The organism is Streptomyces sp. NPDC087422, assembly GCF_044744145.1.
In the GTDB taxonomy this organism is placed as follows: domain Bacteria; phylum Actinomycetota; class Actinomycetes; order Streptomycetales; family Streptomycetaceae; genus Actinacidiphila.
In genome coordinates, this window is sequence record NZ_JBIUXT010000002.1 from 334,467 (window position 1) to 360,369 (window position 25,903).

The following is a 25,903-nucleotide window of genomic DNA, read 5'->3' on the forward strand; positions in this document are numbered from 1 at the left end:
GCCGCCCGACGGACATCTCGGTGAATCTATGGAGCCCGTCCGGCGGTCGATGTTCCACGCCGCCCGTTCCTGACCATGAAAGACAGACGTTGGATGAGTAAGAAACGTTTCGGCCAACAAATCATCCACGGGAAGGTGACTCTGTCGACCGGAGTTGACGCATGTCACTCTGGACATGGCGGAGCACGGCCGTACATGGCTGCACAGCGGCCAGCGTTGGGGGGCTTGCTTGTGGACTTCGACATTGTCGTCCTGGGGCCGATGGAACTGTGCGTAGAGCAGCAGCAGGAAATGCGCGGAGCCGCCAAAGAACTGCAATTGCTCGCGGCGTTGGCAGTGGACGCGGGCAAGGCGATCTCGCTGGACAACCTCGCTCGTCGGCTGTGGGGTGATTCACCACCTGCCAAACCGCGCGCGTCCCTGCACTCGTACGCCACCCGTATCAGGCGAAAGCTCGGCGCCGAGCAATTGCAGCAGCAGGCGCACACGTACGCACTCCACGTCCCTCCGCACACCGTCGATTACCACCGGTTCCTGCGGCTGATCACCCAGGCCCGATCGCTGGCGTCCAGCGGGGACGACGCCGAAGCGCTGACTCTGCTGCGGAACGCGGACGCGATGTGGCGCGGAGTGCCCCTCACCGGATTCTCCAGCCTCTGGGCCGAGCAGGTCAGACGTCGGCTCACGGAACATCGGCTGTCAGCGACGCTGCTGCGCACAGCCATCGAATTGCGCCTGGGGCACTTCGGCTCTCTTGTAGTGGAACTCTCCGGCCTGGCCGAGCAGTACCCCACGGACGAGACGGTGGCGCAGCATTTCATGGCCGCGGCATACGGCAGCGGCCGACAGACCGATGCCTTGCGCGCGTTCGAATCCCTCCGGCGCCGATTGCGGCAGGTGGGAACACAGCCGGGTGAGGCGCTCTATCGGGCGTACCGCAGCATTCTCGACCAGGCGCCCGTGAGCGAACTGATCCCCGACGGCGGCCCGCCCGGCAGTTCGGCGCCCGCCCCGCACAATCTGCCGGCGCACAGCAGACTGCTCCTGGGCAGGACCGAGGAAATACGGGCGCTCCAGACCGCTGGCGCCGGCGTCATCGCCTTCCAGGCGATCTCGGGAATGGCCGGTGTGGGCAAGACGCTGCTCGCCCTGCACACCGCCCGCGAAGTGGCTCATCAGTACCCGGACGGTGTGGCCTACATCAATCTGAGAGCGCACGCCGGGCAGCACCCGCTCTCCCCCGAGGCCGCGCTCATCGCGCTGCTGCGAGACTTTGGCATTCCTCACAAGACCATGCCAAACGACTTGGCGGCCCTCATCACCTTGTGGCGTACCGTGCTGGGGAACCGGCGGGCCGTCGTCGTGCTGGACGACGCGGCGGACGCGGCCCAGATCCAGCCGCTGCTGCCCGGCGACTCACCATCGCTCGTCCTTATCACCAGTCGCCGCCGGGTTACCGGAATCCCGGGTGTGCACCACGTCTTCGTGGACGTTCTGTCGCCCGCGGATGCCGAGGCCCTCTTCACGACGCTGGCCGGCATCACACCCGCCGAGGCACCGACCGACGTCGCCGAACTCGTCCGCCTGTGCGGCTACTTACCCCTGGCATTGGAGCTGGCGGCGGGAAGGCTCAGATCCCGACCCACTTGGACCGTCGGCCGCCTGGTACGGAAGATGTCCCAAGGGCCCGGCAGACTGGCCGAGATCCGCGACGGTCAGTCGGAGCTCGCCACCGTCTTCGCCTTCTCGTACCACTCGCTCACCGCAGAGGAGCAGCGCGTCTTCCGGCTGCTGAGCCTGCACTTCACACGCGCCTTCGACCCGTATGCGACAGCCGTGCTCGTCGGACTTCCGCTGGACACCACGGAACGGATTCTCGAGTCCCTGCTGGACGCGCACCTGTTGCAGGAGCCCGCGGCGGACCGTTACGAATTCCACGATCTGATCGGCGCCTACGCACAGTCGCTTGCGCTCAACGATCCGCTAACCATGCGCGACGAGGCGCTGGACAGCTTGGCGTTGTTCTACGCGCGTGCAGTGGCTGCGGCCGACCTGCTGCTCCATCCGCGGCGGGCGCGGCTTGCCGACGGGGCGCCTTCATGCTCTTTCGACCTCCCCGACTGGCCCGACGCCCGCCAAGCGAAGAAGTGGCTTCTCGCCGAGACGGATGCGGTGGTTGGCGCCGCGTCCTATCTCCGCGAACACCGCCTGGACGAGCCCGCCGCTCAACTCGCCGACGCTGCTTCGGGGTTCTTGGAGACGGAAGGGTTGTGGAGAGAGGCCGAGACCGTACACACGCACGCGGCTCGGCATTGGCGCTCGACCGGCAACCAGTCCTCCGAGGCGCATGCGCTTCTCGCCCTCGCCACCGTCCATGCGCAGACAGGTCGTTATGAGATGGCGGAACGTGACAGCCAGCGCGCACTCGACGCGGCCAGGGCAGTATCCGAGGCCAACATCGAGGCGGAAGCGCTCAGCGCGCTGTGGTTGGTGTGCTGGAATCTGGGGCGTCTGGCGGATTCGTGCGCTTTCCAGCAGGAGTCGTTGGACATCCGTGTGCGGTCTGGGGATGAGTGGAACATCGCCAGGTCCCGCAACAATCTCGGTATTTCGCTACTGCAACTGGGTCAGCACGCAGAGGCGATGGAGTGCTTCAGCGCGGCGCTGAACGGCTTCATCCGCACGCGGGATCCTCGGGGTGAGGCACAAGCGCTCAACAATCTGGGCGATCTGCACCACCACATGGGGCAAGACGACCAGGCGCGACAAGCGTTCGACCGTGTCCTCGCTCTCACCACAGAATTCGGCAGCCGCACCGAGCAGGCCATTGCCCAGCTCAACCTCGGCAACACCCTCGACGCCCCTGAGGACTTGGCCAAGGCTCTGAGCCTCCACAGGCAGGCTCTGGCGGCATTTCGCCATGTAGGGGACCGGCGCAATGAGACCGTAGCTCTCATCGCCATCGGTTCCGACTTGTACGCCGGGGGACACTACGCGGAGGCCGCCGCTCATCATTCGGTCGCTCTCACCCTGGCACGTGACATAGGGGCGGCGCAGGAGGAAGTCCAGGCGCTGCGCGGGCTGGGAATGGCCGAACACCGCTCCGACCACCGCGATTCGGCCGTCGACCGTCTGACCGAGGCCCTGGCGATGGCCCGGCAGATCAGCTCGTCGGAGGAAGAAGCCCGCGCGCACGCCGCAATCGCTGACGTCCATTTCGAGGCGGGCCGCAGGAACGAGGCGCTGCAGCAGCTCCATTCTGCACACGCGATCTTTCAGGGGCTCAACGAACTGGAGGCCGCCAGGACCCAGGACCGGATCCGGCTCTGCGGCGAGGTCGGGACCAGTGACGGCCAACGGCCGTAACCCCGCTCCGCGGCTCTGAAGATGCTCGGACTCCACGTGCGTGGCTCGTCATGCGTCCGGAATGTCAGTGCGGCTTGATAGGGATGGGGCATGACTGAGCGTGTGACGATCCATGACGTCGCTCGAGCGCTGCCGTCGATCGCGGGGCTGCGGGATGTGTGCCGGGCGTTGGCCGCGTTGGAGATCGTGCGGTATCCGGGGGCGGGGGAGATTCAGGGGGACGGCCGGGGGGAACGGGAGCGGGATTTCGTACGGGGCTGGCGGACGGCCGCCGACGTGGGGGTGTGGCGGACGGGGAGCGGTGACGGATACGCGGTGGCGTTCACGTGTTACGGGGCGCTCGTGCTGGGCTTCGACCACGCGTCGCCGATGAGCCCGTACGCGTCGGGGCCGCCGCCGCGGAACTGGCCGGGGGTGTTGGACGCGGTGCCGCCGGTGTTCGCGCCCTATGTGGCGGAGCCGCCGGAGTTCCTGGCCGCCGAGGTGCCGCTGGTCACGGCCTGCGCGTGGCGTACGGCGGACGACGACCGGTGGCGTACCGGCGACGGCATCGTCTTCCCGGCCGCGGAGTCCGGGGTGCGGGGCCGACCGGACGGCGCGGCCTGGCTGTTCGCGCCGCTCACCGATCCCGATCCCGAGGCGTACGCGCGCGAGAGCGGGCTCGCGGCCGAGGCCGTGCGCGGGGTGTACGCGCTGCGGCCACTGGACCGCGAGACCGTCGCCGCCCTGAATCCGGCGGCTCCTTTCGAGGCGGTGGCCGGGGAGCTGGAGCGGATCGGCTACCCGGTCGCGCGCTGACGGGGGGCGGGGACATGGCACGCAGGGGCGGGCGCAAGGCGCCGCCGTCGCCGTTGGCGCAGCGGGACGGCGTGGACCCGGTGCGGCTGCGGCTGCCCGGCGGGGGCGGGGAGCCGCCGACGGTGGCGGCGTATCTGCTGGAGCGGTACGCGGGGGCGGTGGGCGCGGAGCGCGTCGGGGCGATGCTGGCCGAGGGGCGTTTCGTGACCGCGGACGGCGGTCCGGTGACGGCGGGGACGGCGTACGAGGCGGGCGCGTACGTATGGTTCCACCGCGATGCGGCGCCGGAGACGGCCGTGCCGTTCGAGGTGAGGGTGGTGTACCGCGACGAGCGGATCGTGGTGGCGGACAAGCCGCACTTCCTGGCGACGACCCCGCGCGGGCGGCACGTGACGGACACCGCCCTGGCGCGGCTGCGGCGCGACTGCGGGCTGCCCGAACTGTCGCCCGCGCACCGGCTCGACCGGCTGACGGCGGGCCTGGTGCTGTTCGTGGTCCGCCCCGGCGACCGGGGCGCGTACCAGACGCTCTTCCGGGACCGGCGGGTGCGCAAGGAGTACGAGGCGGTCGCCGCGTACGACCCGCGAGTGGAGCTGCCCAGGACGGTACGGAGCCGGATCGTGAAGGAGCGCGGGCGGATCGCGGCGTGGGAGGAGCCGGGGCCGCCGAACGCGGAGAGCCGGGTCGAACTGCTGGAGCGGCGCGGTGCGCGGGGCCGCTACCGGCTGCTGCCCGCGACGGGCCGTACCCACCAGTTGCGGCTGCACATGAGCGCGCTCGGCCTGCCGCTGCTGTACGACCCGGTGTATCCGCGGGTGCTGCCGGAGCCCGATTCGGAGGGCGGCCGGGAGGACTTCACCCGGCCGCTGCAACTGCTCGCGCGGGCGCTGGAATTCACCGATCCGGTGACCGGACGGGCGCTGCGGTTCGACAGCGCGCGGGAACTGGCGGCGTGGCGCGAGGCCCTGTGACCGGTCGGCCACGCTCCGGTGGGCTGGTTGCGGGGCCGCGGGGAAGTACGGGATGGTTGCTGGACGGCAACGGTCTTCTGGTCGCCGTACGCAACTGTCCCCTAGTCGATGAGGTGAGGGATTCGCTCAGCGGATCCTGAATGTGTGGTTGGTTCCGTCACGACGGCAGCCGGTGCGGACGCACCGGTGAGCGTTTCGAGGAGCGACACTCCGTACCCCCTGCTGGCGCCCTACCCGGTGCTCGTGGTCGAGGCCGACGGCAGGCTGATACTCGCGAACGAGGCGGCGGGGATTCTGCTGCCGGGGGCCGGGAAAGGGGTGGCGCTCGCGGATGTGGCGCCACCGTGGCTGTCGCGGGCACACGAAACGCTGCACGCGCCGACGGAGGATTCCCCGGGCCCGGACGGGGCCGCGACGGCTGACGTGGACGGGGCCGCGACCGCTGACGTGGACGGGGACGTGGCCGCTCACGTGGACGGGGACGTGGCCGCGACCGCTGACGTCGACGTGGCCTGGGGCGCGGTCGGCGGGCGCACCTTCGAGGCGCATCCGACGGTGCTAGCCGACGGAAGCGCCGTGTGGTGGCTGGTCGAGGACACCGACCGGCGGCTGGCGCGCGAGGCGTTGCGCATGGAACGCGAGCGCACCGAATTCCTCAGCCGTTCGTCCAACCTGCTGCTCTCCTCGCTCAACCTGGACCGGTGCATGGACGTCACCGCGCAGATGGCCGCCGAGCACCTGGCCGACGCCGCCATGGTCATCGCCCCGTCGCGGGCGAACCGGCTGCCGGTGGTCTCCTGTGTGCGCGGCGGCAGCCCCTCGCAGTCGCACCTGGGCGTCGATCCGGACGAAGTGCCGGGGCTCGGCGAGGCGTTGCGCGGCTTCCCGCCGGTGCCCTCGCGCTGGCTCGACCCGGCGACGGCCCCCTCCTGGCTGGTGCCCGAGGGCTTCGGGCCGGTCGGTTCGATAGTGATCACCCCGCTGCCGGGGCACGGGGTGTCGGCGGGCGCCCTCGTCCTGCTGCGGCGCTCGGAGACCGACGCCTTCACCGAACGCGAAGAGGTCTTCGCCCGGCTGTTCGCCGCGCGCGCGGGCGCCGCCATGTCGGCGGCCCGGCTGTACGCGGAGCAGTCGGCGATCACCGAGGTCCTGATGCGGGAACTGCTGCCGCCGTCGCTGCACCAGGTCGGCGGGGTGGACTTCGCCGGCGGCTACCGGCCCTCGCAGGACCACGAGCGGATCGGCGGGGACTTCTACGACGTGCACCCGTCGGTGACCGAGGGCGAGGCGTCGCTGGCGGTGCTGGGCGATGTGTGCGGCAAGGGCCTCGAGGCGGCCGTGCTGACCGGCAAGATCCGCAACACCCTGCACGCGCTGCTGCCCATGGCCGACGACCACCAGCGGATGCTCAGCCTGCTGAACACGGCGCTGCTGAACTCCCACCACACCCGCTTCGCGACGCTGATCCTGGCCTCCGCGCTCCGCGACGGGCACCAGGTGCGGCTGCGGCTGACCAGCGCGGGACACCTCGCGCCGCTGATCGTGCGGGCCGACGGCGAGGTGGAGCAGGCCGACACCAAGGGCACCCTGGTCGGCGCGATCCCCGACGCCGTCTCCCGTACCGTCACGCTGTCCCTGGCGCCCGGCGAGACCTGCGTGCTGTACACGGACGGGATCACCGAGGCGCGCGGCGGCCCCCTGGGCGGCGCGCTGTTCGGCGAGAAGCGGCTGCGGCGCGTGCTGTCGGAGTGCGCGGGCATGCCCGCGGAAGGAATCGTGGAGCGGGTCCAGATGCTCGCCGCCGAATGGGTCGGCACGGGGCGTCACGACGACATGGCCGTCGTCGTGATCTCCGCGCCCCGGACGCACCACCTGAGTGCGGTGAACGGCCGTACTCGGGGCAGGTACACAGCGTGAGCACCGACACCGAGCCGACCGCACCCTCGTCGCACTCCGCGTCCTCGCCGCCCGCCCCGCCGTCCGGAGCCCGCTCCGGACCTGATCAGGGGCTCGCGCGGCGCGTGACGGAGCTGTGGGAGGCCGTCGCGCACGGCGACGAGCACGCGGCGGCCGGTGTGGTGCTCGGCGCGCTGGACACGGGGGTGGACGCGGAGAGCGTGCTGCTCGACGTCATCGCGCCCGTGCAGGGCAAGGTGGGCGAGGAGTGGGCGGCCAACCGGCTGAGCGTCGCCGAGGAGCACGCCGCCACCGCGATCAACGACCGGGCGGTGGCGGCGCTGTCCCTGCACCCGGCCGCCCGTACCGAACCCTGGCGGGGCAGGATCACGGTGGCCTGCGTCGAGGGCGAGTGGCACGCGCTGCCCGCCCGGATCCTGGCCGAGGTGCTGAAGCTGCGCGGCTGGCGCGTCGACTTCCTCGGCGCCCAGGTGCCCACCCCGCACCTCATCACCCACCTGCACCGCACCGCGTGCGACGCGGTGGCGCTCTCCAGTTCGCTGGCCACCCGGCTGCCGACCGCGCACGCCGCGATCACCGCCTGCCAGGCCGTCGGGGTGCCGGTCCTCGTCGGCGGCGCCGCCTTCGGCCCGGACGGCCGGCACGCGCGGCTGCTGGGCGCCGACGCCTGGGCCCCCGACGCGCGTACGGCCGCGGAGCGCCTCGCGCGCGGCCCGCTGCCGCGCCCGCAGCCCGAGCACCAGCCGATAGACGATCTGCCGCACCTGGCCGACCAGGAGTACACGATGGTCGCGCGCGCCCGTACGGCCCTGGTGCGGACCGTCTTCAGCAGGCTGGAGGCCGCCTTCCCCGCGATGCGCGCGTACAGCGAGCTCCAGCGCGAGCACACCGCGCAAGACCTCGCGCACATCGTGGACTTCCTCACCATCGCCCTCTACACGGGCGACGAGGACCTCTTCGCGGACTTCCTCACCTGGACCGCCGGGATCCTCGCCGCCCGCGGCGTTCCCGCGCACAGCCTGCCGCCCGCGCTGCGGATCCTGTCCGACGAGCTGAAGGACTTCCCGCGCGCGGTCCGGATACTCCGGCTCGGCACCGACTGTCTGACCTCGTCCGCACTCACCACCGCCAGGACCACCGCATGACCACGATTCCCCCGAGCCATCTGCGGCTGACGGCCGTCGACACCGAGACGACCGTGCGGATCGAACTGCACGGCGACCTCGACTACGACAACGCCGACCGGCTGCTGGCGGTCGTCAGCGACAAGATCGCCGACAATCCGCGCCTGGCGGACCTGCACCTGCACTGCGCCGGGCTCGGCAGCACGGACTCCAGCGGGCTCTCGGCGCTGCTGATGATCCGCCGCCGCACCGACGAGGCCGGTGTCCGGCTCCACCTGGACGACCGGTCCCCCGCGCTGGAGCGGCTGCTGACGATCACCGGCACGCTCGCCCATCTGACGGCGCTCCCCGCGACCGGGGCCGGTGCGGCGGAGCCGTCCGCCGCCGAGCAGGCCGCCCCTTCCACGGGCCAGGACCCGCGGGCCTGAGGGCCGCGCGGGCCGGGCACGCTGTGGCGGCTTTGCGGGCCGTACGGGCTCAGGACGTCATCGAGGCCGCCGGGGTGAGCACGGCGAAGAACGCGCCCTCGGGGTCGGTCAGCAGGGCGAGGCGGCCGACGCCCGCCATGTCGGTGGGGGGCAGGAGGGCCGTGCCGCCGCCCTCGGTGGCCCTGGCGACGACGGCGTCGCAGTCGTCGACGCCGAAGTAGGGCTGCCAGTAGGCCGTACCGGTGGGGAGCAGGTCGGGGCCGAGCTGGAGGATGCCGCCGTGCGAGCCGTCCTGGCCGCCGCCGGAGCGGGACACCACGGTGTAGACGTCGGCGGACGCGTCGCCGGGCAGCGGCATGTCCTCGTAGTCCCAGGCCAGGACCGCGGCGTAGAAGTCCTTGGCGCGCTGGGCCCGCGGTGTGTACAGCTCCGTCCAGCACAGGCCCCAGGGGCCGACGTGGTCCAGGCCCTTGTTGGTGCCGGGCTGCCAGACGCCGAATTCGCCGCCGGTCGGGTCGGTGTAGGAGGCGAGGCGGCCCTGGTCGAAGACGTCCATCGGCGGCACCCGTACGGTGCCGCCGTTCTCCTCGACGGCCGCCGTGGTGGCGTCGGCGTCGGCGGTCTCGAAGTAGACCGTCCAGGCCGGGTGGGCGCCGGTGTCCTGGAGCGGGCCCAGCGCGGCGACCGTCGCGCCGTCCCGCACGAAGGTGCCGTACCCGCCGGACGCGGGGCCGCCCGGTTCGAATTCCCAGCCGAAGAGCGAGCCGTAGTACGCGGCGGCGGCCGTGGTGTCGCGGCTGCCCAGGTCGATCCAGTCGGGCGCGCCGGGCACGTAGTCGTTGGTGAGCATGGGTGCCTTCCTCCTGGAGCTGTCGTGCGGTGGCCGGGCGGATCGGAGCCGTCCGGGCGGATCGGAGGCGTCGGGCGGGTAGGGGTGCCGGGCGGATCGCAGGCGCGGGGCGGATCGGGCGGGTGCCGGGCGGATCGGGCGGGTGCCGGGCTTTTTGTCCGATTGGGACGCAGTGTCCTCTCTCACACCCAGCATGGCAGCCGGTCCCGACAGTCGCCGTTCGTGCGCAGGTCACCGCCTTGGCGGGTGAAACGGAAGGCGCCGTGCCGCATCGACACGGTCACGCGCGGTGTTTAACGGATTCGGGATTGTCAGTGCCGCCGTCTACTGTGGTTCACATGTACGGGGGAAGTCTCGATCAAGCGAACGCGGCCCTGCGCGCTTATGTGCAGGAGCACGGCGACCGGCCTTGGACGGCCGAAGAGCTCACGGAGCTGGCGCGGCTGCGCGCCGAGTGGACCGCCGCCGCGCGGGGTACCCAGATGCCGATACGCCCGGTCCAGGGCCCGGCCGTCGGCCCGGTGAGCGGCGCGGCGGTCGTCACCGCCGCGTAACGCTCACCGTCGGACACACGAGGCGCGACGCGCCACGAGCGGTCCGCGAACATTCCGCGAACACCCCGCGATCAGCGAGCGGGCCCCGGCACATCAGTGATCCGGCTTCGGCCGTCAGACCCGCGCCACGGCGTGCGGGGGGCGGAGCGTGTCCGCGCCGGGGGTGGGCTCCGACGGGTCGCCACCGACCGTGATGATCCGGTTGCCGGCGTCCACATGGACGACGGCCGGGCGCAGCGCCCTGGCCTCGGCGTCCTCGACCTGCGCGTAGCTGATCAGGATGACCAGGTCTCCGGGGTGCACGAGGTGGGCGGCGGCGCCGTTGATGCCGATGACACCGGAGCCGCGCTCGCCCTCGATGACATAGGTCTCCAGCCGGGCGCCGTTGGTGATGTCGACGATGTGGACGAGTTCGCCGGGCAGCAGGTCCGCGGCGTCCATCAGATCGGCGTCGACGGTCACGGAGCCCACATAGTGCAGATCCGCCTGGGTCACGGTGGCCCGGTGGATCTTCGACTTGAACATGGTGCGCAGCACGCTGCCGCCTCCTGGTGAAAGAGCTGGTCGCGTCCCTGCCACGGGTACGCGCCGACGCGTCCAGCCTAGGCGAGCGCCCGGCGTGCCGGGACCGGCGGGGCGCCCGGAGTGCCGAAGATCTCAGCTTCGTGGAATACCCCTAGGGGGTATATGGTTGTTCCCGGCGGACGGAGAAGCACGTCCGCACAAGCAGGCACGCACGCACGTATCGAGGAGAACACCATGAGCGAGGCCGTCTACTCCGTGTCCGGGATGAGCTGCGGTCACTGCGAGTCCGCGATCACCAAGGAGGTCACCGCGATTCCCGGTGTCACCTCCGTCAAGGCGGTCGCCTCGACCGGTCTGCTGACCGTCGCGTCCGAGCAGCCGGTGGACGACGAGTCGGTACGCGCCGCCGTGGACGAGGCGGGTTACGAACTGGTCGGCCGCGCCTGACCGGCGCTTCGCGGCCTCCACGGCGGGGGCCGGGGGCAGGGGCCGGGCGGCAGGAAAGGTACGACGGGGACACGAGGGGAGCGGGAGTGGCCATGACCACGGCGGCGAAGGACGGCGGGACGGCGGCGGCCGAGCAGGCGGTCGAGCTGGAGATCGGCGGCATGACGTGCGCGTCCTGCGCCGCGCGGATCGAGAAGAAGCTCAACCGGATGGACGGCGTCAGCGCCACCGTCAACTACGCGACCGAGAAGGCCAAGGTGGCGTACGCCGAGGGAGTCGCGGTCGGCGATCTCATCGCGACCGTCGAGGCCACCGGGTACACCGCCGCGCTCCCCCCGCCCCCGGCCGACGCCGACGGGACCGCCGCCGGCCCGGCGCGCGACCCCGAATCGACCTCCCTGCGGGAGCGGTTGATCACCGCCGTCGTCCTCGCCGTGCCGGTCGTCGCGCTGTCGATGGTCCCGGCGCTCCAGTTCGACAACTGGCAGTGGCTGGCGCTGACGCTCGCCTCGCCGGTCGTGGTCTACGCGGGCTGGCCCTTCCACCGCGCCGCCTGGACGAATCTGCGGCACGGCGCCGCCACCATGGACACCCTGGTGTCGGTCGGCACCCTCGCCGCGTACGGCTGGTCCCTGTGGGCGCTGTTCTTCGGCGACGCGGGCATGTCCGGCATGAAGGACTCCTTCGACCTCACCGTCTCGCGCGGCGGCGGCAGCGGCCACATCTATCTGGAGGCGGCGGCCGGGGTCACCGCGTTCATCCTGGCCGGGCGGTACTTCGAGGCCCGCGCCAAGCGGAAGGCGGGGGCGGCGCTGCGCGCGCTGCTCGAACTGGGCGCCAGGGACGTCGCGGTGCTCCGCGACGGGCGGGAAGTGCGCATCCCCGTCGGCGAGTTGGCGGTCGGCGACCGCTTCGTCGTACGCCCCGGCGAGAAGATCGCCACCGACGGCGTCGTCCGCGACGGGGGCTCCGCCGTCGACGCGTCGATGCTCACCGGGGAGTCCGTACCGGTCGAGGTCGGGCCCGGCTCGCGGGTCACCGGCGCCACCGTCAACGCGGGCGGGCGCATCGTCGTCGAGGCCGAGCGGATCGGCGCCGACACCCAACTCGCCCGTATGGCACGGCTGGTGGAGGACGCGCAGAACGGCAAGGCCGCCGCGCAGCGGCTCGCCGACCGGATCTCGGCCGTCTTCGTGCCCGTGGTGATCGTGCTGGCGCTCGGCACGCTCGCCTTCTGGCTGCTGACCGGGGAGGGCGCGACCGCCGCCTTCACCGCGGCCGTCTCCGTCCTCATCATCGCCTGCCCGTGCGCGCTCGGGCTCGCCACGCCGACCGCGCTCATGGTCGGCACCGGGCGCGGCGCGCAGCTCGGCATCCTCATCAAGGGGCCCGAGGTGCTGGAGTCGACGCGGGCCGTCGACACGGTCGTGCTGGACAAGACCGGGACGGTCACGACCGGGTCGATGACGCTGACCGGGGTGCGTGTGTCGGGAGCCGAGGAGGCCGACGTCCTGCGGCTGGCGGGCGCGCTGGAGGAGGCCTCCGAGCACCCGATCGCGCGGGCCGTCGCCGCCGGGGCGCGCGAGGCGGCCGGTGAACTGCCGCCGGTCACGGACTTCGAGAACGTCCCCGGCCTCGGTGTGCGCGGTGTCGTCGAGGGCCACGAGGTGCTGGTCGGCCGCGAGCGGCTGCTGAGCGGGCGCGGGCTCGTCCTGCCCGCCGACCTCGCCGAGGCCAAGGCGGCGGCCGAGGCGCACGGCGGCACGGCGGTGATCGTGGGCTGGGACGGGCGGGCGCGGGCCGTGCTCGTCGTCGCCGACGCCGTCAAGCCGACGAGCGCGGAGGCCGTACGGCGGCTGCGGGCGCTCGGCCTGCGGCCGATGCTGCTCACCGGGGACAACGCGGCCGTCGCGGCGGCCGTCGCCGCCGAGGTCGGCATCGACGCCGCCGACGTCTTCGCGGACGTCCTCCCCGAGGACAAGGTCGCCGTCGTCCGGCGCCTCCAGGCCGAGGGGCGCAGCGTCGCCATGGTCGGCGACGGTGTGAACGACGCCGCCGCGCTCGCCCAGGCCGACCTCGGGCTCGCCATGGGCACCGGCACCGACGCCGCCATCGAGGCAGGGGACCTCACCCTGGTCCGCGGTGACCTGCGCGTGGCCGCCGACGCCATCCGCCTCGCGCGGCGCACGCTCGGCACCATCAAGTCCAATCTCTTCTGGGCCTTCGGCTACAACGTCGCCGCTCTGCCGCTGGCGGCGGCGGGGCTGCTCAACCCGATGATCGCGGGCGCGGCCATGGCCTTCTCCTCCGTCTTCGTCGTGGCCAACAGCCTGCGCCTGCGCGGCTTCCGGCCGCTGAGCCGGTAGTGACGGCGGGGCGTGTGAGCATGAGGGCATGAGCGGAACGCGGCGGCGACAGGTCGGGAACGAGGAGCGGCGGGGGCGGCTGGCGCGGCGGCAGCTCCGGGCCGTGGGCACCTGCGAGGAGGTCGCCGACGCGCTCGTGGCGCTGCACGCGACCGATCCGGCGACGGTGTTCCTGACGGTGGCGGCGCGGCTGCGCGAGCCGGGCGACGGCGTCGGGGCGCTGGAGGAGGCGCTGTACGGGGAGACCGGGTCGCTGGTGCGGATGCTGGCGATGCGGCGCACGATGTTCGTCGTGGGCCGGGCGGCGGCGCCGGGGGTGTACGCGGCGGCCGGGCGGCAGATCGCGGCGAAGGAGCGCAAGGGGCTGCTGGCGTTCCTGGCGGAGGGCGGCGGCTGGGACGAGGCGTGGCTGGAAGACGTCGAGGCGCGGGTGCGCGCGGCGCTCGACGCGCACGGCGAGACCAGCGGCGCGGGGCTGTCGAAGCTGGTGCCCGAGCTGCGCGAGCAGGTGCTGGTGGCGGCGGGCAAGCCGTACGAGGCGCGGCAGAACGTGGCGAGCCGGATCATCAGGACGATGGCCGCCGAGGGCCGGATCGAGCGGCGCAGGCCGGCCGGGTCGTGGACGAGCAGCCAGTTCCGGTGGGCGAACGCCGAGCCGCTGCCCGACGTGCCGGTGGCCGAGGCGCGCGCCGGGGTGGTGAAGGCGTGGCTGGGGGCGTACGGGCCGGGGACGGCGGCCGATCTGAAGTGGTGGACGGGCTGGTCGCTGACGGAGGTGCGCAAGGCGCTCGCGGCGGTCGGCGCCGAGGAAGTGCTGCTGGACGGGGACGCCGTCGGCCACGTACTGCCCGGTGACGCCGGGCCGTCGGCGGACGCGCCGCCGCCCGCCGCGACGCTGCTGCCCGCGCTGGACCCGACGCCCATGGGGTGGCAGGAGCGCGACTGGTTCCTGCCGCGCGAGCACCGCGCGTCCCTCTTCGACCGCTCGGGCAACGTCGGGCCCACCGTGTGGTGGGGCGGCGAGGTGATCGGCGGCTGGGCGCACCGCGCGGACGGCACTGTCGCCTGGCGGCTGCTGGCCGACCGGGGCGCGCGGGCGGCGGACGCGGTCGAGGCGGCGGCGGAGCGTCTCACCGCTTTTCTCGCGGGCGGCGGTGTGACGGTCACACCGCGATTCCGCACCCCTTTGGAGCGCGAACTGTCCGCGTGACCGGGCCGGGACCCGCGCACCCGGCCGGGGCCCGCGCACCCGGCCGGGACCCGCGCGCCCGCTGGACTCGGTAGGCCGCGCTTACGCGCGGCGCGGCCGTATAAACCTCGCTTTCCGGACAGAATCCGGAGCGTGCATCTCCCCTCACGCCTCTCGCGTGTCACCCGCGCTGTGGCCCGCGCCGCGTGGGCGTACATCCGCAGCGCCCCCGGCACGTACATCTGGCTGGCGATCCTGTTCTTCACCACGGTCGCGATCCACCGGATGGCGCCCGCCACGGTGGACGACTTCCTGCGGCTGCGGTCGACGAACATCCACAATCTGTCGAGCCAGCCGGTCCGCGCCCTGGTGCGCAGCGCGCTGTGGACCGACGGCGGCGGATGGCTGCCGTACGTGCTGCTCTACACGGTCTTCCACGCCACCGCCGAGCGCTGGCTGGGCACCTGGCGGTGGCTCGCGGTCGTGCTGATCGGGCACGTCGCGGCGACGTACATCAGTGAGGGCGTGCTGCTGTGGGCGATCCGGCACGGGCACGCGCCGCAGTCGGCCGCCGAGACCCTCGACGTGGGCGTCAGTTACGGGCTGGCGGCGGTCGAGGCGGTGCTGACCTGGGCGGTCACGATGCCCTGGCGGTACCTGTACGGCGCCTGCGTGCTGCTCTTCTACGGGCTCGCGCTGGGCGAGGGCCGCACCTTCACCGACGTCGGGCACTTCACGTCGGTGCTGCTCGGCCTGGCCTGCTACCCGCTGACACGCGGACGGCCGGGTCGGATCGACCCGGCCGCCGCGTACCGGAGCCTGCGCGGTGCCGCCCGCGGGCGGCTCGGGGTCAGCCGACCCGGGTGAGCTTGGTGCCGAACGACGGCTCGCTCAGGTCGGACTGGAGGACGACCGGCACCGTGGTGCGGGCCGAGCCGGTGCCGAAGCCGATCGTGCCCACCTCGGCGCCGGACGTCGCGGTGTGCGGCAGCCCGTCCTTGAGGGGGGTCAGCGACAGCGTCGTCCTCAGGCCCGGCCAGCCGACGGCCTTCAGGTCCTTGCTCGCCACGACCGGCGTGTGACCGCCGAGCCCGTCGTCCACATAGCCGACGACCTCGCCCTTCTTCACTATCGTCGACGACGTCAGGCCGCCCTGCACGGAGTTGATCAGCTTCTGCGAGTTGACCAGCGCCGCCTGGAGGCTGTCGTAGACGGTCGTGCCGCCGCGCTGCTGGAGGACGACGCCGAGGATCAACTGGTCCTTGCCGTCGACCTTCTTGTTCGCCGCCCACATCAGGGCGCCCCCCGCGGGGGTGCTCGAACCGGTCTTGATGCCGATCACACCCACGTTGACCAGGTCGTTGTTGTTGTTGTAGATCGTGCCGACGCCGGGGATGTCGATGTTCGGCTGCGCGACGACCGACCGGAACACGTCGTTCTTCATGACCTCGCGGGCCAGCTTCAACTGGTCGACGGCGGTGCTCCGCGTGGTCTCCTCGAAGCCGCTCGCGCCGGTGTACGTGGTGTTGGTCATGCCGAGGTCGGCGGCGGCCTTCGTCATCTTCGTGACGAACGCCTCCTGGGTGCCGGAGTCCCAACGCGCCAGCAGGCGGGCGATGTTGTTGCCCGAGGGGATCAGCAGCAGTTGCAGCATCTGCCGCTCGGTGAACTGCTGGCCCTTCTTGACCTTCGCGGTCGACTCGTCGCTCGAACTCGCCTCGTCGGCCGCCTGCGCGTCCACGGGGATCGTCGGACCGGTCTGCTTACCCGTCAGCGGGTGGTCGCGCAGGATCAGATACGCGGTCATCACCTTGGTGACGCTCGCGATCGGCACCGGGGTCTGCGCGCCGTGCACGCCGAGCGAGCCCAGGCCCTCGACCTCGGCCACCGACTGGCCCTGCGACGGCCACGGCATGGACTGCGGCAGCGGCGTGCCGTCGAAGGTGTACGACGAGGCCGCGGTCAACGCCATCGACGGCGCCGGCAGCGGGCGCAGCGCCTGCACCACGACGAACACGATCGCCAGCAGCACCACCAGCGGGGTCCAGATCTTGAACCGGCGCGCGACCGTCCGCAGCACCGTCTGGCGCGGCGGCGGGGTGTTCGTCAGCTCCGCGAGCAGCTTCAGCGGCGCCTCGGGCTCCGGCGGCACGGGCATCGACCGCGTCCCGTCGGGCCCGGCCGCCGCGCCGTCCGGCGAGGCCGCCGTGGGGGTGCCGATCGCGGACGGGCTCCCGGCGTACGGGGGCAGCGGCGCGCCCCCGGCGGGCTTCGGCGGGGCGGACGGCTGCCCGATCGGGCCCGCGGCCGGACTCTCCGAGGGCTTCACGGGGCCCGTACGCGGCTTGGCGGACGCCGGGGGCGGCTGGGGCGCCTCATAGGGCGCGGAGGCGCCAGAGGGCGCGCTACGGGCTCCTGAGACGCCTTCCGCGCCCTGCGCCGCCGGGCGCTCGGCGGGGAGATCGGACACAAGCGGGCGCAGGACGGAGGCGCTCCGGGCGCCGGGGCCCTTGGGGGCGTCGTCCTCGGAGGCGCTCTCGGGGGCGTCCTGGGAGGTGTTCTCGGAGGTGTTCTTGGACGCGGAGCTAGCGCCGTCCTCGGGCGCGGAGCTGTCGGAGCCCTCCGGAGCGGCGTCCTCGGCGTCACCGGCGTCACCGGCAGAGGGCGCAGCGTCCGCCACGTCGTCGGCGGCGTCGGTCGAGGTCGCCGGGGCGGCGTCCTCGGGGTCCGCGGGGGCCGCGTCCTCAGAGTCCTGACCGTCGCCGGAGGGCGGGGCCGCGTCCGATACGTCGCCCGGTACGTCGCCCGGTACGTCGTCGGGGTCGGCCTCGGTCACGGCCTCGGCGCCGTTCACGCCGTTCACGCCGTCCGCGCCCTCGGCGTCGTCCACGCCGTCCCCGTCTGCGCCCTCAGCCGTACCGTCACCGGCCGCAGAGCCGCCGGCGGTGGCGCCGGCGCCCAGCAGGCCCCCGCGCCCCCCGACGCGCAGCACGGCGGTGTGCTCGTCGCGCTCCGCCGCGGGCGGCCCGGTCGGCGCGGAGTCTTCCGCTTTCGGACCCGTTTCGGAGTCCGGCCCGTCCTCGGGGGCTTCCCCGGCGGCGGAATCCGGGTCCTGGAGGTCACGATTCGGTTCCGCTTCCGGAGGCAGGACCTCCGGGGTGCGGGGCGCGGGCGGCGTCGTGGACGTAGCCGCGTCGGAGGATTCGTCTACGGCCGCTACGCCGTCCGGCGTATTCGCCGTGGAGGCGGCGGAGGAGGCGGCGGCCGGGTGGGGGCGTGCGCCGGAGCCCGCGGAGTCCGCCGATTCGGGGGGCGCGGAGGGGACGGCTCCGACCGCGGCGCCCGCGTGCTCCTCCCGTACGCCCTCCGCCACGCGTGTCCCGTGCCCCTCGGTGGGCGCCCGGAACACCACCAGCCTCGGATCAGCGGTCGACCGCTCGACCGCCTCCCCCGACGTGCTCTGCCGCTGTTCCCTGCCGGGGGACTCGCCCGCCACGCAGACCTCCTCCACACATCACGAAATGGCCGCACACATCGTGCGGGGGCGGATGCCGAATGGCACCCATACCCCTTCAAAGCTCACACTGGCAGTGTCCCGCCGACAGGCCCGCGACCCGTCCGCGACACCACCGCCCACCCCGTAGACGAGAACGACATACCACCCGGTTCCCGTCGATAAGGCAAAGGCGCTCTCGACAGGCCGGTGTGAGAGGCGTCACCCTGTCATTCATCCACGCGGGGAGGCATGGATGGGCAAGAGCCGCAGAACAATTCCGGAAGAGCTGTTGCTGCTCGCACTGGACCCGACGACCGGGACCACGGCGCAGCCTCAATCGCTCGACCTCGGCCTCGCCGGGGCGCAGCTCGTCGAGCTGGCCCTGGCCGGACGGATAGCCCCTGACGGGGATCGTATAGCCGTGGTGCACCCACGGCCGACTGGAGATCCGACCCTGGACTCCGCTCTCGAACTGCTGCGGCGACGCGGCAGTCCGGTGCGGGCCGTCCACTGGATCGGCGGACCCCGCCTCGGGCTCCGCCAGACGTATCTCGCGCACCTGGAGCGGTGCGGCATGGTGCACGCCGTGCCCGGCCAGATGTGCGGGGTGCTGCCGACGACGCGGTACCAGGCGTCCGACAGCGCGGTCAGCCGGGAGATCCGTACCCGGCTGGACAGTGCGATCCGTACCGGCGTGCCGCCGGACCCGCGGACCGCCGCGCTCGCCGCGCTCGCCCACGCCGTGGGACTCGGCAAGCACCTCTACCCGGGCAACGAGGGCCGGTCGTCACGATCGCGCCTGCGTGACCTGATCAGGTACGACCCGATGGGCGGCCTCGTCGCGCATGCCGTGATGGATGTGCAGAACGGCGTGGCGGCGCAGCCGAAGCGGCCAGCCGCTCCGGCACCGCGAGCGGCGGGGCACAGCACCATGGCCCGCGCCGGCGCCCGTTGAGTCGGCGTGCGACAGCGAGTGGACACAGGCAGCACAGGCAGCACGCTCAGTACGTTCGGCACGCTCAGCACAGGCAGCACAGGCAGCACGTTCAGCACGTGAGAGCGCGTGCGCAGGTGAGCACGTAGCGCTCGGCAACCCCCTCATCAGGGACGGCTGCGGCGCCCGTCGGCAGGGACGGGGCACCGCAATCCGCGACCATCGCGCCGTCCTCAGCGACCCGTTCCGGGAGCCGCTGTGACGCGCGGGGCGGCGGGACTCGGAACACGTTCCGGGATTCGTCGCACCGCGCGTCGCCGTATACACCCCCGTGTACCACCGCGTACACGCCCCTGCCGGGTTACCCTCATTCGCCAGCGCGCCGATGACCGCAAGTGGCAGGCTGCTGACCATCAGTAGGTTCAGCGTGGAGGTGCACGTCCAGTGGTCGCCAACGTCAATCCCACCGTCAGGCGCCGCCGGCTGGGTTCGGAACTGCGCAAGTTGCGGGAGCAGAAGGGCATGACGGCCGAGGAGGTCGCCGCCCGGCTCCTGGTGTCGCAGTCGAAGATCAGCCGGTTGGAGAACGGGCGCCGGAGCATCAGCCAGCGCGATGTGCGCGACCTGTGCGGTGTGTACGGCGTCGAGGACGTGCGGATCGTCGACTCGCTGATGCAGATGGCCAAGGAGTCGCGCCAGCAGGGCTGGTGGCATGCCTTCGGCGACATCCCGTACAGCGTGTACATCGGCCTGGAGACCGAGGCGGCCAGTCTGCGGGTCTTCGAACCCCAGGTGGTGCCTGGCCTGTTGCAGACGCCGGAGTACGCCGCCGCGATGATCGCGGGCAATCTGCCGGAGGCCACTCCCGAACAGGTCGACAAGCGCGTCAGCGTGAGAATGCGCCGGCAGGAGCGGATCACCGACCGGGACGGGCCGCTGCGGATGTGGGCCGTGGTGGACGAGGCGGCGCTGTGCCGCAAGGTCGGCGACGAGCACGTGATGCGTGACCAGCTTCTGCATTTGGTGGAATTGAGCCATCTGCCGCATGTGACCGTGCAGGTGCTGCCGTTCGAGGCGGGCGCGCACCCCGGTCTGAGCGGGCAGTTCGCGGTACTGGAGTTCACCGACGCGACCGATGCCACGGTGGTCTATCTCGAAGGCGTCAACAGCGACCTGTACTTGGAGAAGGACACCGATGTGCAGGCGTACAGCGTGATGTACGAGCATCTGCGGGCCCAGGCGCTCAGCGCCGAACAGACCCGGCAGTTCATCACCGAAGCGGCGGAACGATACACCCGCTGAAGTGCGGGCGATACGGTACACCCCCGCTCACTCCCATTGGAAGAGTTACTGGGAATATGCCATCCACTTGGGTGAAGTGGCTCACCGGTCCGTGATGTTGGCTAGTAGCGTCGAGCGCGTAGTCAGGCAATGGCGTACCTCGCCGCCGCCATCAGCACAGACCGGAGCAGAGATGGCAATCAAGCTGGGCAGTACTCCCGCGTGGATGAAGTCCTCGCGGTCCACCGGAAATGGCGCCTGTGTCGAAGTGAAGTCCCCGGCCGTCGAGTCGGTCGTGGTCCGCGACTCCAAGGACCCGCAGGGTCCGGTCCTCAGCTTTTCCCCTGAGGCGTGGACCGCGTTCGTCACGGACGTCGACCGCGGCGCCTTCACGATCAACTAGTACAGCGCGCGCACCTTCAGCAGTACCGCAGAAGAGCCCTCTCGTCTGGCCGCCGTCCTAGCCGAGGGGGCTCACTGCTGTCCTGATGTTCCGGGCCGGATGATCAACGCGGCGGACCGGGTGATCAACCCAGCGGACCGGGTGATCACGTCAGCGGATCAACGGAGTTGATCGACGTAGGTGTCCGTGCCGGGAATGGTCGGAATGAAGGGAGCGATGAATTCCACTTTCGCCGAGCGCCCCACCGAGTCGGTCCGGCCGGCGATCTCGGCGGCGTGACCGGCGAAATGCTCTTCCCACCCCTCGCGTGGATCTTGTTGCAGGAACCACAGGAGAGTGAGCCGGGTTTCGACGCCTTCGACCTGTTTCACATAAGACATCCGGTCGAGCGGCAGCGGAGTGGGCGTGAAGATCACCACCATCGCCGCCGGTGATCCGGCGAGCTTCTTCGGCAGGTGGCGGGCCCGCAGCCATTCCAGCAATTCGTCCCGGCCTTCCGCGGATTCCGCTTCCAGCACTTCGAGGACGAGTCCGCGGTACGGGTGGTCGAGCGCGTGGATGTCGCGCGGACCGGCGGCGCCGTCCCGGTAGACGCTCGCGGCGCGGTCCTGGAAGGCGGTGAAGACGTGGGTGCGGTCGTGGTAGACGCGGGCGTCGCGATTGAGCCGCTTGTTGATGCCGACCGTCCACCGCATGTGCGCGTCGTAGCGGCCCGCGGTGATCCAGTACAGCGACAGGTAGCAGCCCGCGGTGACCGGCCGCGCGACCGCGGAGTCCGCCGGGTACCGCAGGTCCAGCAGCGGCCGCGTGGCCACCCAGCGGCGCCCGGCGTACAGCCAGGGCATCGCCATCGCACCGGCGATGAAGTGGTCGTCCTCGTACCACCGGTTGTACGCGTATTCGTGCCCGGCGTGCGGCTCGACCATGGTGATCAGCGCGTGCCCGACGTCGACGCCGTACGGTCCGACGGCCGCGAGCCGTCCGTACGCCTCGACGTCCGTTCCGCCGTCCGGACCCGTTCTCACGTCCTCAGCCATGAATCTGACGCTACGTCAGCTCGGGGGAGAAGTGAAGGTGCCCGGATGCTGGAAAGTACCTGGACATGGCAACGATTCTTCGTAGGCTGCCGGACATGACCTCGACCCGAGCCGCCGTGCCCGCCCTCGCTCAACGCGCCGTCTCGGTGGGCGCCTCGCCGGTACGGGAGATCCTGGCGCTGACCGCGCGGCCGGAGGTGATCTCCTTCGCCGGCGGGCTGCCCGCGCCCGAGCTGTTCGACGCGGCGGCCATCGCGGAGGCGTACGCCCGCGTCCTGGCCGAGCAGCCGCACAAGGTGCTCCAGTACTCGACGACCGAGGGCGATCCCGCGCTGCGCGCGGCCGTGGCGGCCCGGCTGAGCGGGCGCGACCTGGCGACGGGCATGGACGACATCCTGGTGACCGGCGGCTCGCAGCAGGGGCTCGCGCTGATCGCGACCGCGCTGATCGAGCCCGGCGATGTGGTGCTGGTGGAGAACCCGACGTATCTGGCGGCGCTCCAGTGCTTCGGCTTCGCGGGCGCCCGGGTGGTGCCGGTGCCGACCGACGCGTACGGGGTGATCCCGGAGGCGCTGGAGGAGGTGGCGCGCCGGGAACGGCCGAAACTGCTCTACCTGGTGCCCAACTTCCAGAATCCGACCGGGCGTACGCTCCCGCTCGAACGCCGCCGCGCGGTGGCCGAGGTGGCGGAGCGGCACGGGCTGTGGATCGCGGAGGACGACCCGTACGGGGATCTGCGGTTCGAGGGCGAGAGTGTGCCGTGGATCTCGGCGCTGCCCGAGGCCGCCGACCGGACGATCCTGCTCGGCAGCTTCTCCAAGATCATGTCGCCGGGGATGCGGCTGGGCTGGCTGCGGGCGCCCGCGGCGCTGCTGCGCGCCTGCGTGATCGCCAAGCAGGCCGCCGACCTGCACACCTCGACCGTCGACCAGGCCGCCGCCGCGCGCTACCTCGCCGACCACGACCTGGACGTCCATCTGGACCGGGTGCGTACCGCCTACCGCGCCCGGCGCGACGCGCTGCTCGCCGGGCTGCCGGCCGCGCTGCCCTCCGGCAGCACCTGGAACCGGCCCGAGGGCGGCATGTTCGTGTGGGTACGGCTGCCCGCGGGGTACGACGCGACGGCGCTGCTGCCGACCGCGGTCGGTCACGACGTGGCGTACGTACCGGGGTTGCCGTTCTTCGCGCAGGCGCCGGAGGCGGGGGCGCTGCGGATGTCCTTCACGACGCACACGCCGGAGGAGATCGGGGAAGGGCTGCGGCGGCTGGCGAAGGTCTTCGCCTGAGGCCGTTGACAGCAGGGAGCGCGGCGGCGCACACGAGGAACGGCGCGGCGCCGTACGCACGGACGGCGCGGCGCCGTACGCGTCCAACGGGGCGCGTCACCGCATCAGTTCGCCCGCGTTGACGAGCAGGGACTGTCCGGTGATCGCGCGGGCGCGGTCGGAGGCGAGGAACACGGCGGCCTCCGCCACGTCGCCGTCGGTGGCCAGTTCGGGCAGTGCCATGCGGCGGGCGAGGCGGGCCAGCACCTCGTCCTCGCCGACGCCCTCGGCGCGTGCGGTGAGCGCGACGAAGGACCGCACGGGCGGCCCCCACATCCAGCCGGGCAGCACGGTGTTGACCCGGATCCGGTACGGGCCCAGCTCGCGCGCGAGTGAGTACATCGCGGAGGTGAGGGCGCCCTTGGAGGCCGCGTACGCCGCCTGGCGGACCTGGCTGGGCGCCGCGACCGCGGACTGGGTGCCGATGAACACGACGGAGCCGCCGCGCTCCTGGCGCTTGAGGGCGGGCAGGCACGCCTGGGCGAGCCTGAGCGACCCGAGCAGATTGACGTCGAGTACCCGCTGCCAGACGGCGAAGTCCGCGTCCTCCAGGCCGCCGAAGTAGTCGTCGAGCGCGGCGACCTGGACGACGGCGTCGATCCCGCCGAACCGCTCCTGTGCCAGCGCCGCCAGCGCCTCGCACTGCGCGCCGTCGGCGATGTCGGTGGGCAGCCAGGCCGTCGAGGTGCCCGCGGGGTCGATCTCGGCCGCCGTCTTCGCCAGCCGTTCTGCGGTCCGCGCGCCCAGCACCGCCCGTCCGCCGTCGCGTACGACGGCCGCCGCCACGCGCTGCCCGAGTCCGGCGCCGACGCCGGTCACGACCACGGTCTTCCCCTTCAGCAGCATGTCGGCCTCCGCAACCGTTGCCTGACGGAGCGTCAGAATAAGGCGGGCGCCCGCAGGAGGGAAGGCCGCGGCGGTCACGCTCACGTCGGCGATCGGCCGCTCCCCTCTGCGTCCGCACGGGATCCCGTATCCCGGACGGCTGCCTCCTGTGTCCCGCGCGTCCCGCGGGCCTCGTGCGACGTCCAGCGAAGTGTCCGCTCATCGTGGGTGGGTGATCAGGGTCACGACAATGCCAAGGTAGGCAAAGAGCGAGTAAAATCGTTCGGCTTTCTGATCTGAGTTCAGACTCTTGAACGCGGAGACCCTTGACCGGCCCCCCGCGCGAGGGGTTCAATCCCGGAAGTCCCCACTCCCGCACGGGGGCGACCCGCCCGGACCGGCGCCACAGCGAAGTGCGCTCCTGTTCACAAGGCGGACCCCTCTGGAGGGGACATGAACAGTCTCGACTGGACCGTGCTGATCGCGTACTTCGGCGTGATGCTCGCGATCGGACTCTGGTCCCACAAGCGCGTCGACGACGTCGGCGACTACTTCACCGCGGGCGGCAAGATGCCGTGGTGGCTGTCCGGCATCTCGCACCACATGTCGGGCTACAGCGCGGTGATGTTCACCGGTTACGCGGGCATCGCCTACACCTACGGCATCACCTCGTACGTCACCTGGTCCTTCCCGATCGCGCTCGGCATCGCCATCGGCGCCAAGCTCTTCGCGCCCCGGCTCAACCGGCTGCGCTCACGGCTGCACGTGGCCTCGCCGCTCGAATACCTCAAGAACCGCTACAACCTGACGACCCAGCAGGCGCTCGCCTGGTCCGGCGTGCTGCTCAAGATCGTGGACGTCGGCGCCAAGTGGGCCGCCATCGCGACCCTGTTGTCCGTCTTCACCGGGGTCACCATCACCCAGGGCATCGTCATCACCGGCGCGATCACCGCCGTCTACTGCACGGTCGGCGGTCTGTGGGCGGACGCCCTCACCGAACTCGGCCAGTTCGTCATCCAGTTGATCGCCGGGCTCGCGATGCTGGTCGCCGCGCTCAACAAGGTCGGCGGGATCAGCGGCATCTGGAACGTGTGGGACGAGCCCGCGCTCAAGCACCACGCCGACCCGGTCGCGGGCCCGTACACCACCGTCTTCCTGCTGGCGTACCTGTTCATCAAGACCTTCGAGTACAACGGCGGCATGTGGAACCAGGCCCAGCGCTACATGGCCACCGGCTCCGCCCGCGAGGCCACCCGCAGCGCCTGGCTGTCGTCGGCCCTGTGGTTCGTCTGGCCGGTCGTCCTCTTCTTCCCGATGTGGATCTCGCCGCTGCTGGTGCACGCCAAGAAGCCGGACGGCTCGGACTCGTACGGCCTGATGGTCGAACAGCTCCTGCCGCACGGGCTGCTGGGCCTGGTCGTGGTCGGCTTCTTCTCGCACACCATGGCCATGTGCTCCTCCGACGCGAACGCCATCGCCGCCGTCGTCACCCGCGACATCGCCCCGGCCTTCTCGAAGACCGCCCGCGAATGGTCGGCCCATGTCGGCCTGATCGCCGCCCGGTTGACCACGCTGACCTTCCTCGGCCTGTCCATGGCCGTGGCCACCCAGGTCAACTCCCCCACCTTCAAGGACATCATCACCGTCGTCATCAAGTGGGTGGCCGGTCTGATGGGGCCGATCGCGATCCCGTTCATGCTCGGACTGCTGCCGCGCTTCCGCACGTCCGGCCCGACCGCCGCCCTCACGAGCTGGGCGCTCGGCCTGTTCGCCTTCTACCTGCTCAACTACCCCGTCAACGACGCCGTCTCGGGCGGCGTCAACCTCGAATACCAGATCTCGCTCCCGCTGGCCGTCTCGCTCGTCCTCTACATCGTCATCGGCTGGATCAAGCCGGAGGACACGCCGGAGCGGGACGCGCTCCTCGCGAAGATCAACTCCGATGACGGGGGCGGCCCCGGACCGGCCTCCGTCTCCCTCCCCGAGCCCTCCTCGGAGCCGACCCCCACCAAGGTCTCGGACTAGGTCCTGTCCGGCGGCTCCCCTTCCCGGGGGGAGCCGCGGCGG

Annotated in this window: 21 protein-coding genes; 16 read left to right on the plus strand and 5 right to left on the minus strand. The window is 71.8% G+C overall.

Annotation, left to right across the window (positions count from 1 at the left end):
• The first annotated feature begins 231 nt into the window (after positions 1-231).
• The 6 genes from ACIO6U_RS07295 to ACIO6U_RS07320 all read left to right on the plus strand — a co-directional run bounded on the left by ACIO6U_RS07295 (position 232) and on the right by ACIO6U_RS07320 (position 8,604).
• Positions 232-3,366, plus strand: a complete 3,135-nt coding sequence (locus ACIO6U_RS07295) for a tetratricopeptide repeat protein (protein ID WP_401716350.1) — start codon at positions 232-234, stop codon at positions 3,364-3,366.
• A gap of 90 nt (positions 3,367-3,456) precedes the next feature.
• Positions 3,457-4,164, plus strand: coding sequence for a hypothetical protein (locus tag ACIO6U_RS07300; RefSeq protein ID WP_401716353.1), 708 nt, complete (start codon positions 3,457-3,459; stop codon positions 4,162-4,164).
• A 14-nt stretch (positions 4,165-4,178) separates the two neighbouring features.
• On the plus strand, positions 4,179-5,135 hold the full coding sequence (locus ACIO6U_RS07305; protein ID WP_401716356.1) for a pseudouridine synthase: 957 nt from the start codon (positions 4,179-4,181) through the stop codon (positions 5,133-5,135).
• Between the two features lie 267 nt (positions 5,136-5,402).
• On the plus strand, positions 5,403-7,052 hold the full coding sequence (locus ACIO6U_RS07310) for a PP2C family protein-serine/threonine phosphatase (RefSeq protein WP_401717138.1): 1,650 nt from the start codon (positions 5,403-5,405) through the stop codon (positions 7,050-7,052).
• Positions 7,049-8,197 (plus strand): B12-binding domain-containing protein, encoded by a 1,149-nt coding sequence (locus ACIO6U_RS07315; protein WP_401716359.1) that lies wholly within the window; start codon positions 7,049-7,051, stop codon positions 8,195-8,197. Before ACIO6U_RS07310 ends, ACIO6U_RS07315 begins: the two co-directional genes overlap by 4 nt.
• Positions 8,194-8,604, plus strand: a complete 411-nt coding sequence (locus tag ACIO6U_RS07320; protein WP_355337754.1) for an STAS domain-containing protein — start codon at positions 8,194-8,196, stop codon at positions 8,602-8,604. The genes ACIO6U_RS07315 and ACIO6U_RS07320 overlap by 4 nt, the downstream gene beginning before the upstream one ends.
• Positions 8,605-8,653: 49 nt before the next feature.
• On the opposite strand, the gene ACIO6U_RS07325 is transcribed toward ACIO6U_RS07320, so the two are convergent.
• The gene (locus ACIO6U_RS07325) at positions 8,654-9,454 is read right to left on the minus strand and encodes a VOC family protein (RefSeq protein WP_391162400.1); all 801 of its coding nucleotides are present in this window, start codon (positions 9,452-9,454) and stop codon (positions 8,654-8,656) included.
• A 338-nt stretch (positions 9,455-9,792) separates the two neighbouring features.
• On the opposite strand from ACIO6U_RS07325, the gene ACIO6U_RS07330 reads away from it, so the two are divergent.
• A complete protein-coding gene (locus tag ACIO6U_RS07330; RefSeq protein ID WP_188279703.1) occupies positions 9,793-10,008 on the plus strand; it encodes a hypothetical protein in 216 nt (71 codons plus the stop codon).
• Between the two features lie 114 nt (positions 10,009-10,122).
• On the opposite strand, the gene panD is transcribed toward ACIO6U_RS07330, so the two are convergent.
• Positions 10,123-10,545 (minus strand): aspartate 1-decarboxylase, encoded by a 423-nt coding sequence (panD, locus tag ACIO6U_RS07335; RefSeq protein WP_391162401.1) that lies wholly within the window; start codon positions 10,543-10,545, stop codon positions 10,123-10,125.
• Positions 10,546-10,767: 222 nt separating this feature from the next.
• Here panD and ACIO6U_RS07340 point away from each other — a divergent pair, with 222 nt between their 5' ends.
• The 4 genes from ACIO6U_RS07340 (at position 10,768) to ACIO6U_RS07355 (ending at position 15,402) form a co-directional block, all read left to right on the plus strand.
• A complete protein-coding gene (locus tag ACIO6U_RS07340) occupies positions 10,768-10,980 on the plus strand; it encodes a heavy-metal-associated domain-containing protein (protein ID WP_188279701.1) in 213 nt (70 codons plus the stop codon).
• 92 nt (positions 10,981-11,072) lie between these two features.
• Positions 11,073-13,346: a heavy metal translocating P-type ATPase gene (locus ACIO6U_RS07345; protein ID WP_401716363.1), complete on the plus strand. Its 2,274-nt coding sequence runs from the start codon at positions 11,073-11,075 to the stop codon at positions 13,344-13,346.
• A 28-nt stretch (positions 13,347-13,374) separates the two neighbouring features.
• Positions 13,375-14,556, plus strand: coding sequence for a winged helix DNA-binding domain-containing protein (locus tag ACIO6U_RS07350; RefSeq protein WP_401716366.1), 1,182 nt, complete (start codon positions 13,375-13,377; stop codon positions 14,554-14,556).
• Between the two features lie 132 nt (positions 14,557-14,688).
• The gene (locus ACIO6U_RS07355) at positions 14,689-15,402 is read left to right on the plus strand and encodes a rhomboid-like protein (protein WP_401716369.1); all 714 of its coding nucleotides are present in this window, start codon (positions 14,689-14,691) and stop codon (positions 15,400-15,402) included.
• Here ACIO6U_RS07355 and ACIO6U_RS07360 read toward each other — a convergent pair.
• Complete coding sequence (locus tag ACIO6U_RS07360) at positions 15,386-18,031, minus strand: D-alanyl-D-alanine carboxypeptidase (protein ID WP_401716372.1); 2,646 nt, start codon at positions 18,029-18,031, stop codon at positions 15,386-15,388. The genes ACIO6U_RS07355 and ACIO6U_RS07360 overlap by 17 nt on opposite strands.
• A gap of 253 nt (positions 18,032-18,284) precedes the next feature.
• Here ACIO6U_RS07360 and ACIO6U_RS07365 point away from each other — a divergent pair, with 253 nt between their 5' ends.
• The 3 genes from ACIO6U_RS07365 to ACIO6U_RS07375 all read left to right on the plus strand — a co-directional run bounded on the left by ACIO6U_RS07365 (position 18,285) and on the right by ACIO6U_RS07375 (position 20,649).
• Positions 18,285-18,986: a GPP34 family phosphoprotein gene (locus ACIO6U_RS07365; protein ID WP_355337733.1), complete on the plus strand. Its 702-nt coding sequence runs from the start codon at positions 18,285-18,287 to the stop codon at positions 18,984-18,986.
• A 423-nt stretch (positions 18,987-19,409) separates the two neighbouring features.
• The gene (locus tag ACIO6U_RS07370) at positions 19,410-20,267 is read left to right on the plus strand and encodes a helix-turn-helix transcriptional regulator (RefSeq protein WP_355337730.1); all 858 of its coding nucleotides are present in this window, start codon (positions 19,410-19,412) and stop codon (positions 20,265-20,267) included.
• Between the two features lie 172 nt (positions 20,268-20,439).
• Entirely contained in the window at positions 20,440-20,649 is a 210-nt protein-coding gene (locus ACIO6U_RS07375; RefSeq protein ID WP_355337727.1) for a DUF397 domain-containing protein, read from the plus strand.
• Between the two features lie 158 nt (positions 20,650-20,807).
• On the opposite strand, the gene ACIO6U_RS07380 is transcribed toward ACIO6U_RS07375, so the two are convergent.
• Complete coding sequence (locus ACIO6U_RS07380; RefSeq protein ID WP_401716376.1) at positions 20,808-21,686, minus strand: hypothetical protein; 879 nt, start codon at positions 21,684-21,686, stop codon at positions 20,808-20,810.
• 95 nt (positions 21,687-21,781) lie between these two features.
• Here ACIO6U_RS07380 and ACIO6U_RS07385 point away from each other — a divergent pair, with 95 nt between their 5' ends.
• Positions 21,782-22,972, plus strand: coding sequence for a PLP-dependent aminotransferase family protein (locus ACIO6U_RS07385; protein ID WP_355337721.1), 1,191 nt, complete (start codon positions 21,782-21,784; stop codon positions 22,970-22,972).
• Positions 22,973-23,068: 96 nt separating this feature from the next.
• Here ACIO6U_RS07385 and ACIO6U_RS07390 read toward each other — a convergent pair whose 3' ends face one another.
• Positions 23,069-23,857, minus strand: coding sequence for an SDR family oxidoreductase (locus tag ACIO6U_RS07390; protein ID WP_355337718.1), 789 nt, complete (start codon positions 23,855-23,857; stop codon positions 23,069-23,071).
• A gap of 432 nt (positions 23,858-24,289) precedes the next feature.
• On the opposite strand from ACIO6U_RS07390, the gene ACIO6U_RS07395 reads away from it, so the two are divergent.
• Positions 24,290-25,861 carry a sodium:solute symporter family protein gene (locus tag ACIO6U_RS07395; protein WP_401716380.1) on the plus strand — a complete coding sequence of 524 codons (1,572 nt, stop codon included), beginning with the start codon at positions 24,290-24,292 and terminating at the stop codon, positions 25,859-25,861.
• Positions 25,862-25,903 lie beyond the last annotated feature (42 nt).

Bases quoted from the DNA above. Each gene is read 5' to 3' on its own strand.
- ACIO6U_RS07300 (WP_401716353.1), top strand. From the start codon at position 3,457: ATGACTGAGCGTGTGACGATCCATGACGTCGCTCGAGCGCTGCCGTCG.
- ACIO6U_RS07305 (WP_401716356.1), top strand. From the start codon at position 4,179: ATGGCACGCAGGGGCGGGCGCAAGGCGCCGCCGTCGCCGTTGGCGCAG.
- ACIO6U_RS07320 (WP_355337754.1), top strand. From the start codon at position 8,194: ATGACCACGATTCCCCCGAGCCATCTGCGGCTGACGGCCGTCGACACC.
- ACIO6U_RS07325 (WP_391162400.1), bottom strand. From the start codon at position 9,454: ATGCTCACCAACGACTACGTGCCCGGCGCGCCCGACTGGATCGACCTG.
- ACIO6U_RS07330 (WP_188279703.1), top strand. From the start codon at position 9,793: ATGTACGGGGGAAGTCTCGATCAAGCGAACGCGGCCCTGCGCGCTTAT.
- ACIO6U_RS07340 (WP_188279701.1), top strand. From the start codon at position 10,768: ATGAGCGAGGCCGTCTACTCCGTGTCCGGGATGAGCTGCGGTCACTGC.
- ACIO6U_RS07345 (WP_401716363.1), top strand. From the start codon at position 11,073: ATGACCACGGCGGCGAAGGACGGCGGGACGGCGGCGGCCGAGCAGGCG.
- ACIO6U_RS07350 (WP_401716366.1), top strand. From the start codon at position 13,375: ATGAGCGGAACGCGGCGGCGACAGGTCGGGAACGAGGAGCGGCGGGGG.
- ACIO6U_RS07365 (WP_355337733.1), top strand. From the start codon at position 18,285: ATGGGCAAGAGCCGCAGAACAATTCCGGAAGAGCTGTTGCTGCTCGCA.
- ACIO6U_RS07375 (WP_355337727.1), top strand. From the start codon at position 20,440: ATGGCAATCAAGCTGGGCAGTACTCCCGCGTGGATGAAGTCCTCGCGG.
- ACIO6U_RS07380 (WP_401716376.1), bottom strand. From the start codon at position 21,686: ATGGCTGAGGACGTGAGAACGGGTCCGGACGGCGGAACGGACGTCGAG.
- ACIO6U_RS07385 (WP_355337721.1), top strand. From the start codon at position 21,782: ATGACCTCGACCCGAGCCGCCGTGCCCGCCCTCGCTCAACGCGCCGTC.
- ACIO6U_RS07390 (WP_355337718.1), bottom strand. From the start codon at position 23,857: ATGCTGCTGAAGGGGAAGACCGTGGTCGTGACCGGCGTCGGCGCCGGA.
- ACIO6U_RS07395 (WP_401716380.1), top strand. From the start codon at position 24,290: ATGAACAGTCTCGACTGGACCGTGCTGATCGCGTACTTCGGCGTGATG.